Source organism: Paracoccus sp. SM22M-07 (assembly GCF_001887735.1).
Taxonomy (GTDB): domain Bacteria; phylum Pseudomonadota; class Alphaproteobacteria; order Rhodobacterales; family Rhodobacteraceae; genus Paracoccus.
The window spans coordinates 38,583-52,155 of record NZ_JPKW01000018.1; the positions used below are offsets into that span (position 1 = coordinate 38,583).

At 64.5% G+C, this 13,573-nt stretch carries 14 protein-coding genes; 12 read left to right on the forward strand and 2 right to left on the reverse strand.

Annotated features, from left to right (window positions below; all coding sequences use genetic code 11):
• Positions 1–323 precede the first annotated feature (323 nt).
• Positions 324–551, reverse strand: coding sequence for a DUF1127 domain-containing protein (locus IE00_RS17655; protein WP_083554500.1), 228 nt, complete (start codon positions 549–551; stop codon positions 324–326).
• 337 nt (positions 552–888) lie between these two features.
• Between IE00_RS17655 and IE00_RS17660 the strand changes: the two genes are divergently transcribed.
• The 12 genes from IE00_RS17660 (at position 889) to rpsI (ending at position 13,280) form a co-directional block, all read left to right on the forward strand.
• Complete coding sequence (locus IE00_RS17660; protein ID WP_072298507.1) at positions 889–1,974, forward strand: Mrp/NBP35 family ATP-binding protein; 1,086 nt, start codon at positions 889–891, stop codon at positions 1,972–1,974.
• 614 nt (positions 1,975–2,588) lie between these two features.
• The gene (locus tag IE00_RS17665; RefSeq protein ID WP_072298526.1) at positions 2,589–3,101 is read left to right on the forward strand and encodes a division/cell wall cluster transcriptional repressor MraZ; all 513 of its coding nucleotides are present in this window, start codon (positions 2,589–2,591) and stop codon (positions 3,099–3,101) included.
• 4 nt (positions 3,102–3,105) lie between these two features.
• Complete coding sequence (gene rsmH / locus IE00_RS17670; protein WP_072298508.1) at positions 3,106–4,074, forward strand: 16S rRNA (cytosine(1402)-N(4))-methyltransferase RsmH; 969 nt, start codon at positions 3,106–3,108, stop codon at positions 4,072–4,074.
• Complete coding sequence (locus IE00_RS17675; RefSeq protein WP_072298509.1) at positions 4,074–4,424, forward strand: cell division protein FtsL; 351 nt, start codon at positions 4,074–4,076, stop codon at positions 4,422–4,424. Before rsmH ends, IE00_RS17675 begins: the two co-directional genes overlap by 1 nt.
• Positions 4,421–6,253 carry a penicillin-binding protein 2 gene (locus IE00_RS17680; protein WP_072298510.1) on the forward strand — a complete coding sequence of 611 codons (1,833 nt, stop codon included), beginning with the start codon at positions 4,421–4,423 and terminating at the stop codon, positions 6,251–6,253. The genes IE00_RS17675 and IE00_RS17680 overlap by 4 nt, the downstream gene beginning before the upstream one ends.
• Complete coding sequence (locus IE00_RS17685) at positions 6,250–7,749, forward strand: UDP-N-acetylmuramoyl-L-alanyl-D-glutamate--2,6-diaminopimelate ligase (RefSeq protein WP_170864201.1); 1,500 nt, start codon at positions 6,250–6,252, stop codon at positions 7,747–7,749. The genes IE00_RS17680 and IE00_RS17685 overlap by 4 nt, the downstream gene beginning before the upstream one ends.
• Positions 7,746–9,116 carry a UDP-N-acetylmuramoyl-tripeptide--D-alanyl-D-alanine ligase gene (murF, locus tag IE00_RS17690; RefSeq protein ID WP_072298512.1) on the forward strand — a complete coding sequence of 457 codons (1,371 nt, stop codon included), beginning with the start codon at positions 7,746–7,748 and terminating at the stop codon, positions 9,114–9,116. Before IE00_RS17685 ends, murF begins: the two co-directional genes overlap by 4 nt.
• A 4-nt stretch (positions 9,117–9,120) precedes the next feature.
• Positions 9,121–10,203 carry a phospho-N-acetylmuramoyl-pentapeptide-transferase gene (gene mraY, locus IE00_RS17695; protein WP_072298513.1) on the forward strand — a complete coding sequence of 361 codons (1,083 nt, stop codon included), beginning with the start codon at positions 9,121–9,123 and terminating at the stop codon, positions 10,201–10,203.
• Between the two features lie 32 nt (positions 10,204–10,235).
• Entirely contained in the window at positions 10,236–11,639 is a 1,404-nt protein-coding gene (gene murD / locus IE00_RS17700) for a UDP-N-acetylmuramoyl-L-alanine--D-glutamate ligase (RefSeq protein ID WP_072298514.1), read from the forward strand.
• A 111-nt stretch (positions 11,640–11,750) separates the two neighbouring features.
• A complete protein-coding gene (locus IE00_RS17705) occupies positions 11,751–12,176 on the forward strand; it encodes a PaaI family thioesterase (RefSeq protein WP_072298515.1) in 426 nt (141 codons plus the stop codon).
• A 148-nt stretch (positions 12,177–12,324) separates the two neighbouring features.
• On the forward strand, positions 12,325–12,789 hold the full coding sequence (rplM, locus tag IE00_RS17710) for a 50S ribosomal protein L13 (protein ID WP_072298516.1): 465 nt from the start codon (positions 12,325–12,327) through the stop codon (positions 12,787–12,789).
• 2 nt (positions 12,790–12,791) lie between these two features.
• Complete coding sequence (gene rpsI, locus IE00_RS17715) at positions 12,792–13,280, forward strand: 30S ribosomal protein S9 (protein ID WP_072298517.1); 489 nt, start codon at positions 12,792–12,794, stop codon at positions 13,278–13,280.
• Between the two features lie 22 nt (positions 13,281–13,302).
• Here the strand turns inward: rpsI and IE00_RS20425 are convergent.
• On the reverse strand, positions 13,303–13,573 hold a 271-nt coding region (locus IE00_RS20425; protein WP_205949706.1), incomplete at its 5' end, for a hypothetical protein.

The following is a 13,573-nucleotide window of genomic DNA, read 5'->3' on the forward strand; positions in this document are numbered from 1 at the left end:
GGGTCGCCGCGCAACGCCGGCCCAGGGAGGAGGAGGGGCCGCGTTTGGGGTGCGGTGTCGGCCAGGGAGGAGGAGGGCCTTCACCGCGAACACCGGGGTCTCAGGGAGGAGGAGGAGACCCGGCGTATCTGGTTGCCGCGAATGGGGCGGCTATGTCTGGTGCGGCGACCTCAGGGAGGAGGAGGTCGCCGTCTTCCGCTTGAAACCCGGGGAGGAGGATCGGGTTCCGGCGTAACTTTGGGCGACATCCCTCAGGGAGGAGGAGAAAGGGATGTCGCCGGTCCCGACCACAGGGAGGAGGAGGTGGTCGGGAATTCGAATTCTTACTGGGCCGAGCCGTATGCGGCTTCGCGTGCCAGGCGGGTGATCATGGTGCGATTGATGCCCAGATCGTCCAGATCGCGGGTCGTCAGCGCATTGAGTTCACGCACGGTCTGGCGGTAAACGGCGCGACGGGCGCGGTTTTCCTGCATACGCTGGATCGCGGTCAGAAAGCGGCCACGAAGACCGGTGTCAACGGCGACGTTCTGTGCTTGGGCGAAAACAGCCATGGTGGGTATCCTTTCGGTTCATCTCGTCTGCCGGACCCGGATTGGTACGGCGTTTCGTTGGAATGAAGATGGACCTTGGGGCCGCGATGCACAACGCACGGTTTGCGAATGCTGCCATGCAGCAAACGCATGACTATTCCTGACCTATCAACCGCCTTGTCGATGATATGACGTCATAAAATTGAAACAATACATTCGTTAGCGTTCACGCTGCGGCTGCAAAATCGCAGCAATTGAAAGCGGTTAGTGCATAGCGGGATCAGTTTGTCGCAGGGGGTGTTGAGGCGCTGGCTTCTGTGCTTCATGGTGTCCAGCAAACAAGACACAGGTTTTTCACATGCCCGTCACCCGCGAAGCGATCCTTACGGCAATCTCGGATATTCCCCTTCCGCAGGGGGGAACGCTGGGTGCGGCCGATATTGTCAGGGCCATTTCCATCGATGCGGGGACGGTGCGATTCGTCCTTGAGGTCGAGAATGCCGCCACCGCCAAGGCCTATGAACCCGTCGAAGCCGAGGCCAAGGCCCGCGTCGCCGCCCTGCCCGAGGTGACGGCGGTCCAGATCGTCATGACCGCCCCCGCCAAGCCCGCGCCCCCGAAGGCCGTGTCGGGCGATGCGCCCTCGCTGAAGATCGGCGGGCACCCCAAGCCGCAGGCGGGCCCCCAGGCCATTCCCGGCGTTAGCAACATCATCGCCATCGGTTCGGGCAAGGGCGGCGTCGGCAAATCGACCGTCACGTCGAACCTTGCCGTGGCCCTGGCCCGCGCAGGTCGCAAGGTGGGCCTGCTGGATGCCGACATCTATGGTCCCTCGCAGCCGCGGATGATGGGCCTGTCCGGACGCCCCGCCAGCCCCGACGGCCAGCGGATCGAACCGCTGCACGCGCATGGCGTCACCGTCATGTCCATCGGTCTGATGCTGAAGGAAGGCGAGGCGCTGGTCTGGCGCGGCCCCATGCTGATGGGTGCCCTGCAGCAGTTGCTGCAACAGGTGAACTGGGGCGAGCTGGATGTCCTGCTGATCGACCTGCCGCCGGGCACGGGGGATGTGCAGCTGAGCCTGTGCCAGAAGGCGCCCGTCACGGGGGCGATCATCGTGTCGACGCCGCAGGACGTGGCACTGTTGGATGCGCGCCGCGCCATCGACATGTTCGGCAAGCTGAAGACGCCCGTCCTGGGGCTGATCGAGAACATGTCCTCTTACATATGTCCCAGTTGCGGCCACGAGGCGCATCTGTTCGGCCATGGCGGCGTCGCCTCCGAGGCGGAGACGCTGGGGCTGCCCTTCCTGGGCGAGCTGCCGCTGGAGCTGGAAGTGCGTCTGGCGGGTGACTCGGGCCGCCCGGTGGCCCTGGGCGAGGGGAAGGTGGCCGAAGCCTATGCGCGCCTTGCCGAACGGCTGGTCCAGGACGGCATCGCCTGATTCCCACCGGATTCGAGGGGCAGCTTGGGAATTCACGGGGGGCCGCACCAGCGGCCTCCCTTTTTCGTGAGGAGCTGTGAACTGGTGTCGGCATTTCTTGGAAATCTGGCGCAGTTCGCGCTTGATCAGTCCCGAACTGTGCCGCAGCTGCCGCAGTTGGTCAGAAAACGACCTGCCACAGAAATTTCCATATTTAGTGTTGTTCAAATGTCACAATACTACAGGTTGCGTAAATTTGGCGAGCTAACGCGATTCGACGCCGTATATGCAGGTTTTTGCATCGGCGGAATGCGGTACATGGCCCAATAATACCGTTGCTTCCCATGAATTCCCATGGCACAACCAGATCACGAAAACGGGCAGATAAACGGGGCACCAAAGACCCCGTGAAGGCGAAGCAGACTTCATACAGGCATCCGTTTTCCAAACAGACCGGCCCGCGCGTGCGAGCAGCACCAACCCCAAGGTGGCGCGCGACAGGGCAGGCGACCAACCCCGCAAAGGGGCCCGGGTAACGGGAACGAGGGCGGCGGATCGGGCAGTGGCAGCAGCTCGGTCCGCCCTTTCTCTTTCGGAGGTCCGAAAGGGGCAGGACAGTGAGGGCGGGCGCAAAGGTGGCGCGTAAGTTCAGAGGCACCGAAACCGTCAAGGTTGACAGCAAGGGTCGCATGTCGATTCCCGCGCGCCTCAGACGCGTCTTCGACGCGGGCGATCCCGGTTTCGCATCCGCCGCGAACGGCCGCACCCAGCTGGTCGCCGTCTATGGTCCCGATTGGTGGAACTGGCTGGAGCTGTACAGCATCGAGGCCATCGAAGAAATCGACGAACAGATCGACCGCCTGACCCGCGGCAGCCAGGAACGCCGCTGGCTGGAGCTGTTGATGAACGGACAATCCACCGACCTTGAGATCGACCGCGAAGGCCGCCTGGTGCTGCCTGCGAAGCTGCGCGAAAAGCTGGGCTTTTCCGAAGGGTCGGAAACGATCTTCGAATCGCGCGGGGATTACGTCCAGGTCTATGCCCCCGATTCACGACCCAAGGATGTCGAGGCGCTTGAAGAATTCACCGCACAGCATGGGCCGGGCTTCGACCCCCGCGCCTTCCTGCATCAATCCGAACAGGGGTAAGCCCATGGCCGATCCGCATATCCCCGTTCTTCTGAACCCGCTGCTGCGCGCCGTGGCGCCTGTCGGCGGTGTCTGGCTGGACGGCACCTTTGGCGCGGGGGGCTATGCCCGCGGTCTTTTGGCCGCCGGGGCCGACAAGGTCATCGGCGTTGACCGCGACCCCTCCGTCTTTGCGATGGCGGATGCGTGGCGGGGCGAGCATGGCGACCGGCTGACCCTGGTCGAGGGCACGTTTTCCGATATGGGCCGGCTGGCTGGCGAAAAGTTGGACGGGGTTGTTTTGGACCTGGGCGTCAGCTCGATGCAGCTGGATCAGGCCGATCGCGGCTTTTCCTTCATGCGCGACGGACCGCTGGACATGCGGATGGGGGGCGATGTGCCTTCGGCCGCCGATCTGCTGAACACCGCCGAAGAAAGCGTGATCGCCGATGTCCTTTATCATTACGGAGAGGAACGTGCCTCGCGTCGCATCGCCAAGGCGATCGTCGCGGCACGTCCGCTGACCCGCACGGCGCAATTGGCAGAAGTGGTCGCATCCTGCCTGCCGCGCCCGAAATTCGGCCAGAGCCATCCAGCGACGCGCAGCTTCCAGGCGATCCGCATTTGGGTGAATGACGAATTCGGCCAGCTGGTCGCGGGGCTTTCCGCGGCCGAACGCGCGCTGAAGCCCGGTGGCCAGTTGGCGGTCGTCAGCTTCCATTCGCTGGAGGACCGGATCGTCAAGCGCTTCCTGCAGGCGCGGTCTGATGCGGGCGGGGCGGGGAACCGTTATGCGCCGGTGACCGAACTGGTGACCCCCGCCTTCACCATGCCCTTCCGCCGCGCCATCGGTCCCGACCCCGATGAGCTGGACGTGAACCCGCGCGCGCGCTCGGCGCTGTTGCGGGTGGGCGTGCGCACGGATGCCCCCGCGGGCGATGTCGATGCCAAGGCGCTGGCCATGCCGCGCCTGCCGGGCAAGGGGAAGGGCTGATGCGTTCGATCACCTATTTCGCCGGGATACTGGTGGTGATGGGTCTGGCCTTCTGGGCCTATCGCGAAAACTATGCCACGCAGGCCGCCATCGGAGAGATGGCGCAGGTCCAGCGCCAGATCGCATCCCTGCGCGAGGAGCTGGGCGTCCTGCGCGCCGAATGGGCCTATTTGAACCGACCCGAGCGCCTGCGCCAGCTGGTCGATCTGAACTTTGACCGCCTGCAGCTGATCCCGGTCGAGACGGGGCAGTTCATCGCGCTCGACAATATCGATTATCCCAAACCGCCCGCTCCGGTCGATCCGCTGGTCGTCCTGGAAGGCATTGCAACCCCCGAGGTTCAGCCATGATCCGCACACCCTTGCGTCCCTTGGCCCGCATCCTGCGCGCACGCGAACGTGGCGAGGACCCCGACGATATCGAGGCCGAGAACAGGCGCCTGCGCCACGAGGCCCTGCAGGACCGGGCCCGCCGCCGCGCCGAGGGGCGGCTGATGCTGATGGCGGGATGTTTCCTGCTGGCCTTCGGAACGGTGGGCGTGCGGATGGGGGCCTTGGCTTCCAGCCAGCCGTCCGAACCGCGCGCCCAGGTGCTGTCATCGCAGATCATGTCGCAGCGGGCCGACATCACCGACCGGCGAGGGCGCATCCTGGCGACGAACCTGCTGACGCATTCGATCTATGCCCATCCCCATCAGATGGTCGATCCGATCGCTGCGGCCGAAGGGCTGGCCCGGATCTTTCCCGATCTTGAGCTGGAGCAGCTGAAGGAGGATTTCACCGGCAATCGCAAGTTCATGTGGATCAAGCGCAAGATCAGTCCCGAACAGATGCAGGCGGTCCATGACATCGGCGAACCCGGCCTGCTGTTCGGCCCGCGCGAGATGCGCATCTATCCCAATGGCGATGTGGCGGGTCACATCCTGGGCGGATCGGGCTTTGGCAACGAGGGCGTGAACAGCGCCGAGGTGATCGGCATCGCGGGCGTCGAGAAGGCGTTCGACGCCTGGCTGCGCGATCCGGCCAATTCCGGCGCGCCGCTGTCGCTGTCCATCGACCTGACGCTGCAGCAGGCGATGGAGGAGGTGCTGGCTTCGGGCATGGACGTGATGAATGCCAAGGGCGCCTCCGGCGTCCTGATGGAGGTGTCCACGGGTGAGGTTCTGGCCATGGCCAGCCTTCCCGATTTCGATCCCAACGACCGCCCGCGCCCCCTTCTGACGGGCGATGCATCAGACAGCCCTCTGTTCAACCGCGTGGTCCAGGGCCAATATGAACTGGGGTCCACCTTCAAGATCTTCCCGATCGCGCAGGCGCTGGACCTGGGGCTGATCAATCCCTCGACCGGGATCAGCGGCAAGACGCCGATCCGGATCGGCAAGTTTCGCATCAACGATTTCCACAATTACGGCGACGTTCTGAGCGCGACGGACATCATCGTGAAATCATCGAACGTGGGGACGGTGCGGATCGCGCAGATGATCGGTGTCGACCGGCAGAAGGACTTCCTGCAGAAGCTGGGTCTGTTCGACGCGACCCCGATCGAGCTGGTCGAGGCCTCGACCGGTCAGCCGCTGGTGCCGCAGCGCTGGCCTGCCGTGACCGCGGCCACCGTCAGCTTTGGTCACGGCCTTGCCGCGAGCCCCCTGCACCTGGCCACGGCCTATGCCACCATCGCCAATAACGGGCATCGCGTGACGCCGACGCTGGTTCATGGCCGCAAGCGCCCCGAAGGCGAACAGATCCTGACGCCGCGTTCTGCCGCCATGTCCATCGACATGCTGCGCCAGGTCGTCACCCGCGGGACCGCCCGGCAGGCGGATGTCCCGGGCTATGAGGTCGCCGGCAAGACCGGCACCGCCGACAAGCCGCGCCCCAGTGGCGGATATTACAAGAACAAGGTGCTGGCGACCTTCGCCTCGATCTTTCCGGCCAGCGACCCCAAATACGTGCTGATCGTGTCCCTGGACGAACCGAGCGTCGAAACCGCCTATGGCAGCGAAAGCCGCACCGCGGGCAACACCACCGTTCCCGTGGCGGCCGAACTGATCCGTCGCATCGGCCCCCTGTTGGGCCTGTCGCCCAAGGGTGACGAAAATCTGCCGACGATCCGTGCCCGGTTCGAACCCCGTGTTGAACCCCGGGAACCGAGTGGGATAAAGCTCGTCGCAAATCAATGACGGGTGGGACTGTGAGCCAGGACAGAGTGACGCTTTCGCAACTGGGGTTGCGCGCACGCGATGGGCGCGATCCCGAAATCACCGGCCTGTCGATCGACAGCCGCACGATCAAGCCGGGGCACCTGTTCGCGGCGCTGCCTGGATCGGCGGTCCATGGCGGCGAGTTCATCCAATACGCCCTGCGCATGGAGGCCGCCGCCATCCTGACCGACCGCGAGGGCGCCCGGATCGCAGCCGACCTGCTGGCCGATTGGAATGGCGCATTGGTCGTGGCCGAGGACCCGCGCGCGGCCCTGGCCAGCGCCGCGTCGCTGTGGTTCCGCTGGCAGCCCGAACATCTGGTCGCGGTGACCGGCACCTCGGGCAAGACCAGCGTGGCCAGCTTTACCCGCCAGATCTGGCAGATGCTGGGCCATGGCGCGATCAGCCTGGGCACCATGGGGGTCGAGGGCGATTACAGCGCCAAGCTGGCCCATACCACACCCGATCCGCTGACCCTGCACCGCGTTCTGGCCGAAGCCACCCGCGCGGGCGTCACCCATGCCGCGATGGAGGCCTCAAGCCACGGTCTTGATCAGCGTCGCCTGGACGGGGTTCGCGTGCAGGCCGGGGCTTTCACCAATTTCAGCCAGGATCACCTTGATTACCACGCGGGCTTTGATGAATATTTCGCGGCCAAGGCGCTGCTGTTCAACCACATCCTGCAGGACGGCGCGGCTGCGGTCATCAACATCGACAGCCCGCGCGGTCGTCAGATGCTGGACATCGCCACGGATCGCGGTCTGGCGGTCACGACGGTCGGCACCCATTCGGACGCGATGCTGCGGATTCTGGGCCAGCGCTATGACGCGACGGGGCAGGACCTGCGCTTTTCGGTGATGGGTCAGACGCATATGGTGCGGTTGGGCCTGATCGGCGGGTTCCAGGCGGAAAACGTGCTGGCGGCGATGGGCCTGTGCCTGGCCACGGGCGATGCGGCGGATGCGATCATCGCGACGCTGCCGCGTCTGGCGACCGTGCGGGGGCGGATGCAACTGGCCGCGCAGCGTGAAAACGGCGCGGCGGTCTTTGTCGATTACGCCCACAAGCCCGGCGCGCTGATCGCGGCGCTGCAATCGCTGCGCCCGCATGTGATGGGCCGCATCGTCGTGGTGATGGGGGCGGGTGGCGATCGCGATACCGGCAAGCGGCCCTTGATGGGGCAGGCCGCACGCGACCATGCCGATGTGGTCATCGTGACCGACGACAATCCCCGGACCGAGGACCCGGCGCTGATCCGCGCCGCCGTGATGGCCGGTGCCGGCCCCGAGGCGACCGAGGTTCCCGACCGCGCCGAGGCGATCCTGCGCGGCGTCGATGCGTTGCAGCCGGGTGACGCGCTGCTGATCGCGGGCAAGGGGCACGAGACCGGCCAGATCGTCGGTCACGACGTCTATCCCTTCGATGATGCCGAACAGGCTTCGGTCGCGGTTGCCGCGCTGGACGGTCGGATATGAGCCTCTGGACAGCGGCAGAAGCCGCCGCCGCCACGGGCGGGCAGGCGCAGGGGGATTGGTCGGTGGACGGTGTGTCCATCGACACCCGCACCATCGCCAAGGGCGATCTGTTCGTGGCCTTGCAGGCGGCGCGTGACGGGCATGATTTCGTGGCGCAGGCCTTGGACAAGGGTGCCGGGGCCGCGATGGTCACCCATCGGCCCGAAGGCGTCGCGCCTGACGCGCCGCTGCTGATCGTGCCGGACGTGCTGGCCGCGCTGGAGGATCTGGGTCGCGCCGGGCGCGCCCGCAGCCGGGCAAAGGTGATCGCGATCACCGGATCGGTCGGCAAGACCTCGACCAAGGACATGGCGCGGGTGGCCTTGGCGGGGCAGGGGCGCATTCATGCCGCCGAGGCCAGCTATAACAACCATTGGGGGGTGCCGCTGACCTTGGCGCGCATGCCCCGGGACACGGATTTCGCCATTATCGAGATCGGGATGAGCAATCCCGGTGAAATCGCGCCCCTGTCGCGCATGGCCCGCCCGCATGTGGCGATGATCACCACCGTCGCGCCCGCGCATCTGCAGGCCTTCGGTGCGATCGAGGGCATCGCCCGCGAAAAGGGGGCCATCTTCCAAGGGCTTCAGGCTGTCGGCACCGCCATTATCCCCGAAGAACTGCCGGTCACGCAGATCCTGCGCGATTGCGCCGACGAGGCGGGGGCGATCCTGGTGGGCTTTGGCGAACAGGGTGCGGCCAAGCTGATGCGCGCGCAGATCCTGGACGGCAAGCTGAACTGCCATGCCCGCATCCAGGGCGAGACCGTGATCTTTGCGCTGCCCACGACCGGCAGGCATTTCGCGATGAATGCGGTGGGGGTGCTGGCTGCGCTGGCGGCTGCGGGGGCCGACGTCAAGGCAGCCGCCAAGGCCATGGCCGATTGGCAGCCCCCCAAGGGTCGCGGCGCGGTCGAGGATCTGGATGGCATCCGGCTGATCGACGATGCCTTCAATGCCAATCCGGCATCGCTGGCGGCGGGTCTGGCCACGCTGGCGGGGCTGACGGGCCAGCGGCGCGTGGCCATTCTGGGCGACATGCTGGAACTGGGTGCGGACGAGATCGCCATGCATCGCGACGTGGCCGGCGATCCGGCCATGGCGCAGGTTGACATGGTGCATTGCGCGGGGCCGCTGATGCGGCACCTGCACGACGAATTGCCCGTGGCCAAGCGCGGCCTCTGGGCGCAAAACGCAACTGAATTGGCCGAAATGCTGCCGCAGCTGGTGCAAGCCGGGGATGTGGTGCTGGTCAAGGGATCGAAATCCTCGCGGATCTCGACGGTGGTCGACGCGCTGCGCGCGCGTGCCGCCCAAGAAAAGGAATAACGCCATGCTGTATTGGCTCAGCCATCTGTCCGAGGGGGGGGATTTCTTCAACCTCTTCCGCTATATCACCTTCCGGGCCGGGGCCGCGTTCTTTACCGCGCTGATCTTCGGCTTCATCTTCGGACGCCCGTTGATCAGCTATCTGCGGCGTGTCCAGAAGAAGGGCCAGCCGATCCGCGATGACGGTCCCGAAAGCCATCTGTCCAAGGCCGGCACGCCCACGATGGGCGGGCTGCTGATCCTGTCGGCGCTGATGTTCACCACCCTGCTTTGGGCGCGACTGGACAACGGCTATGTCTGGATCGTGCTGCTGGTGACGGCAGGCTTTGCCGGGATCGGCTTTGCCGACGACTATGCCAAGGTCTCCAAACACAACACCAAGGGCGTCAGTTCGCGCGTCCGCATGGGTCTGGGCCTGCTGATCGCCGCACTGGCCGCCGCCGCCGCCAGCTGGCTGCACCCGGCTGAGCTGTCCAACCAGCTGGCCCTGCCGATCTTCAAGGACGTGCTGATCAACATGTCCTTCCTATTCATCCCCTTCGCGATGATCGTGATCGTCGGATCGGCCAATGCGGTCAACCTGACGGACGGGCTGGACGGTCTGGCCATCATGCCGGTGATGATCGCCGCCGGAACGCTTGGCGTCATCGCCTATACGGTCGGTCGCGTCGACTTCACCGAATATCTTGGCGTCCACCACGTCCCGGGATCGGGCGAGATCCTGGTCTTCGTTGCCGCCCTGATCGGCGGGGGCCTGGGCTTTCTGTGGTACAACGCCCCCCCGGCGGCGGTCTTCATGGGCGACACGGGCAGCCTTGCCCTGGGCGGCGCCCTTGGTGCCATCGCCGTCGTTACCAAGCACGAGATCGTCCTGGCCATCGTCGGCGGCCTGTTCGTCGTCGAGGCGCTGAGCGTCATCATCCAGGTCCTCTATTTCAAGAGAACCGGCAAGCGCGTCTTCCTGATGGCCCCCATCCACCACCATTTCGAAAAAAAGGGCTGGGGCGAGGCGCAGATCGTCATCCGTTTCTGGATCATCTCTTTGATCCTTGCGCTGATCGGTCTGGCGACGCTTAAGCTGCGCTAGGTTGCGACAATTTGCGGTACAGGTAAGACAGCATGATTCCCGTTGAAGACGTTGAAGGCCAGACCATCGCGGTGCTGGGCCTGGGCCGTTCCGGCAAGGCGACGGCTGCGGCCCTTGCGGCCGGCGGTGCGCAGGTCGTCGCATGGGATGACGGGGTCGATACCCGCCAGGCCGCGCAGGATGCCGGATTGCGGATCCTGGATCTGACACGCGACGACAGCTGGCATGGCGTGACCGCATTGATCGTCAGTCCCGGGATCCCGCATCTTTACCCTGCGCCGCATCCGGTGATCGAAAAGGCCTATCGCCTTGGCATCCCGGTGGACAATGATATCGGGCTGTTCTTTCGCAGCTATGCCACCGCCGATTGGGACAGTTTCGACCGCGCGCCGCGCGTCATCGCGGTGACCGGGTCGAACGGCAAGTCGACCACCACGGCGCTGATCCATCACATCCTGCAGGAATGCGGGCGACCCACCCAGATGGGCGGCAATATCGGGACGGGCGTCCTGTCGTTGGAACCGGCGACGGATGGAGAGGTGGTCGTCCTGGAGCTCTCCAGCTATCAGACCGACCTGGCGCGGGCGCTGACGCCGGATGTGGCGGTCTTCACCAATCTGTCGCCGGATCACCTGGATCGGCACAGCGGTCATGGCGGCTATTTCGCGGCCAAGCGCCGGCTGTTCGCAGAAGGCGGGCCGGATCGGGCCGTGATCGGCGTGGATGAGCCCGAGGGTCTTTACCTAGCGGGGCAGCTGGCCGTCGGGCCGACGGATGATCGGGTGATCCGCATTTCTTCGGGGCAAAAGCTGGAGCAGGGGGCCTGGACGGTCTTTGCCCGCAAGGGGTTCCTGTCGGAATACCGCAAGGGACGGCAGGCGGCCTCGATCGACCTGCGCCAGATCCAAGGGTTGCCCGGCGCGCATAACCATCAGAATGCCTGTGCCGCCTATGCCGCCTGTCGCGCTGTGGGGCTGGCGCCGCGCCAGATCGAGGCGGCGCTGCACAGCTTTACCGGGCTGCCCCATCGCAGCCAGACCGTCGCCGAGATCAACGGCGTCCGCTATGTCAATGACAGCAAGGCCACGAATGTCGATGCCGCGGCGAAGGCGTTGCAGGCCTTCAGCCAGATCCGCTGGATCGCCGGGGGTCTGGGCAAGGAAGGGGGCATCAGCGCGTTGGCGCCCCATCTGGGCAATGTCGCCAAGGCCTATCTGATCGGTCATTCGGCCCGCGATTTCGCGCTGGAGATCGGCAAGACCCCGCATGAGATCTGTGAGACGATGGCACAGGCCGTGGCCCGCGCCGCTGCCGAGGCGGAGGCTGGGGATACCGTCCTGCTGGCTCCTGCGGCTGCCAGCTTTGACCAATACCCCAATTTCGAGAAACGCGGTGAGGATTTCGTCCAGCTGGTCTTGGCCCTGCAGGAATCCTGAGACCCGAACAGACCAAAGGGGTCAGATCATGCCTTGCCCTGGCGACCAGTCCGTCTTGCATTCCCTTGCTGATTGACGACAGCTTGGGCGCAAGGATGTGAGGGGGGAAGCATGACGATTGTCATGGATGCGGCGGCACTGAACGCGTTTCTGGAAACCGAGTTTCCCCAGGTGGCGGGCGATTATATCGTCGATTCGCTGAGCGAGGACAGTCTGGTGGCGCGGCTGCGGGTGGGGCAGGGTCATCTGCGTCCGGGCGGCACGGTCAGCGGACCGTCGATGTTCGCGCTGGCGGATCTGGCGGTCTATTGCGCGATCCTGTCGCGGATCGGGCCGGTCGGGTTGGCGGTGACGACGAATGCCTCGATCGATTTCATGCGCAAGCCCGTGGCCGGGGTCGATCTGCTGGCCGAATGCCGCATCCTGAAACTGGGTCGCGTTCTGGCGGTGGCCGATGCCCTGATCCGATCGGAAGGCATGACCGAGCCTGTGGCACGCTGTTCGATGACCTATTCGATTCCGCCGAAACAGGGATAAACAGGGGATATAAAATGGGGTATTTTGATACCTATATTTCAAGTCATTGTTTTTGATATCAATATTGGCGCATGTCGGGCTTGACGGAAGGGGCGCAATCTTCGATATACCCCCATCTCGAATGATTACGACCCTGAAGGGACGACAGATGAAAACCTTTACCGCAAAACCGGCGGATATCGAGAAGAAGTGGATCCTGATCGACGCCGAAGGCGTCGTTCTGGGCCGTCTTGCTACGATCGTCGCCAACCGCCTGCGGGGCAAGCACAAGCCCAGCTACACGCCGCACATGGATATGGGCGACAATGTCATCATCATCAACGCCGACAAGGTGCAGATGACCGGCAAGAAGCGTGATGACAAGAAATACTTCTGGCACACTGGCCACCCGGGCGGCATCAAGCACCGCACCGCACGCCAGATTCTGGAAGGCGCGCACCCCGAGCGCGTGGTGATCAAGGCCGTCGAGCGCATGATCAGCCGCAACAAGCTGGGCAAGCAGCAGATGACCCATCTGCGCGTCTATGCCGGCGCCGAGCATGGTCACGAAGCACAGCAGCCCGAAGTTCTGGACGTCAAGGTCCTGAACCCCAAAAACACCCGGAGCGCATGAGCATGGCCGAAGACATCAAAACCTTGGACGACCTGAAGTCGGCCGTCACCGGCACCTCGGCTGATGCAGCCACCGCCGTTGTCCACGAAGCGCAGATCGACGACCTGGGTCGTTCCTATGCGACCGGCAAGCGTAAAGACGCAGTTGCTCGGGTCTGGGTCAAGCCGGGCTCCGGCAAGGTCACCGTGAACGGCAAGGACATCAACGCCTATTTCGCGCGTCCCGTTCTGCAGATGATCCTGCGTCAGCCGTTCGACGTCGCGGGCGTTGCCGGTCAGTACGACGTGACCGCAACCGTCAAGGGCGGCGGTCTGTCGGGCCAGGCCGGCGCCGTTAAGCACGGCATCAGCCAGGCATTGCAGCTGCACCAGCCCGCCCTGCGCGCAGCGCTGAAGGCAGCAGGCTTCCTGACCCGCGACAGCCGCGTGGTCGAGCGTAAGAAGTATGGTCGCGCCAAGGCACGCCGCAGCTTCCAGTTCTCGAAGCGCTGATTCTTCAACGACCTTCGATGTGTTATGCGAAAGCGCGGCCTGTTCGGGTCGCGCTTTTTGCGTCCGGTTCGATCGGATTCTCTATTTGATCGCGGCTGAAGGAATGCAGGCTAATTTTCAGAATGCCTGAAATAACGCTGTTTGCTGGGGTTTTGGAGCTTTCTTCAGAAAAGATGCAGCAACGATGAATTTTATGCTTGCGTCTGTTTGTTGGTTTGCCTAAACACCGCTTCACCGAAGGCGGGAACGCTTGAGGGGCCGGGACGGCGGCGCTGGAAGGCGCGGTTGGACGG

What these genes read in the sequence shown, in the direction of transcription:
- IE00_RS17655 (WP_083554500.1), bottom strand. Translation starts at nt 551, where the DNA reads ATGGCTGTTTTCGCCCAAGCACAGAACGTCGCCGTTGACACCGGTCTT.
- IE00_RS17660 (WP_072298507.1), top strand. Translation starts at nt 889, where the DNA reads ATGCCCGTCACCCGCGAAGCGATCCTTACGGCAATCTCGGATATTCCC.
- rsmH (WP_072298508.1), top strand. Translation starts at nt 3,106, where the DNA reads ATGGCCGATCCGCATATCCCCGTTCTTCTGAACCCGCTGCTGCGCGCC.
- IE00_RS17675 (WP_072298509.1), top strand. Translation starts at nt 4,074, where the DNA reads ATGCGTTCGATCACCTATTTCGCCGGGATACTGGTGGTGATGGGTCTG.
- IE00_RS17680 (WP_072298510.1), top strand. Translation starts at nt 4,421, where the DNA reads ATGATCCGCACACCCTTGCGTCCCTTGGCCCGCATCCTGCGCGCACGC.
- IE00_RS17685 (WP_170864201.1), top strand. Translation starts at nt 6,250, where the DNA reads ATGACGGGTGGGACTGTGAGCCAGGACAGAGTGACGCTTTCGCAACTG.
- murF (WP_072298512.1), top strand. Translation starts at nt 7,746, where the DNA reads ATGAGCCTCTGGACAGCGGCAGAAGCCGCCGCCGCCACGGGCGGGCAG.
- mraY (WP_072298513.1), top strand. Translation starts at nt 9,121, where the DNA reads ATGCTGTATTGGCTCAGCCATCTGTCCGAGGGGGGGGATTTCTTCAAC.
- murD (WP_072298514.1), top strand. Translation starts at nt 10,236, where the DNA reads ATGATTCCCGTTGAAGACGTTGAAGGCCAGACCATCGCGGTGCTGGGC.
- IE00_RS17705 (WP_072298515.1), top strand. Translation starts at nt 11,751, where the DNA reads ATGACGATTGTCATGGATGCGGCGGCACTGAACGCGTTTCTGGAAACC.
- rplM (WP_072298516.1), top strand. Translation starts at nt 12,325, where the DNA reads ATGAAAACCTTTACCGCAAAACCGGCGGATATCGAGAAGAAGTGGATC.
- rpsI (WP_072298517.1), top strand. Translation starts at nt 12,792, where the DNA reads ATGGCCGAAGACATCAAAACCTTGGACGACCTGAAGTCGGCCGTCACC.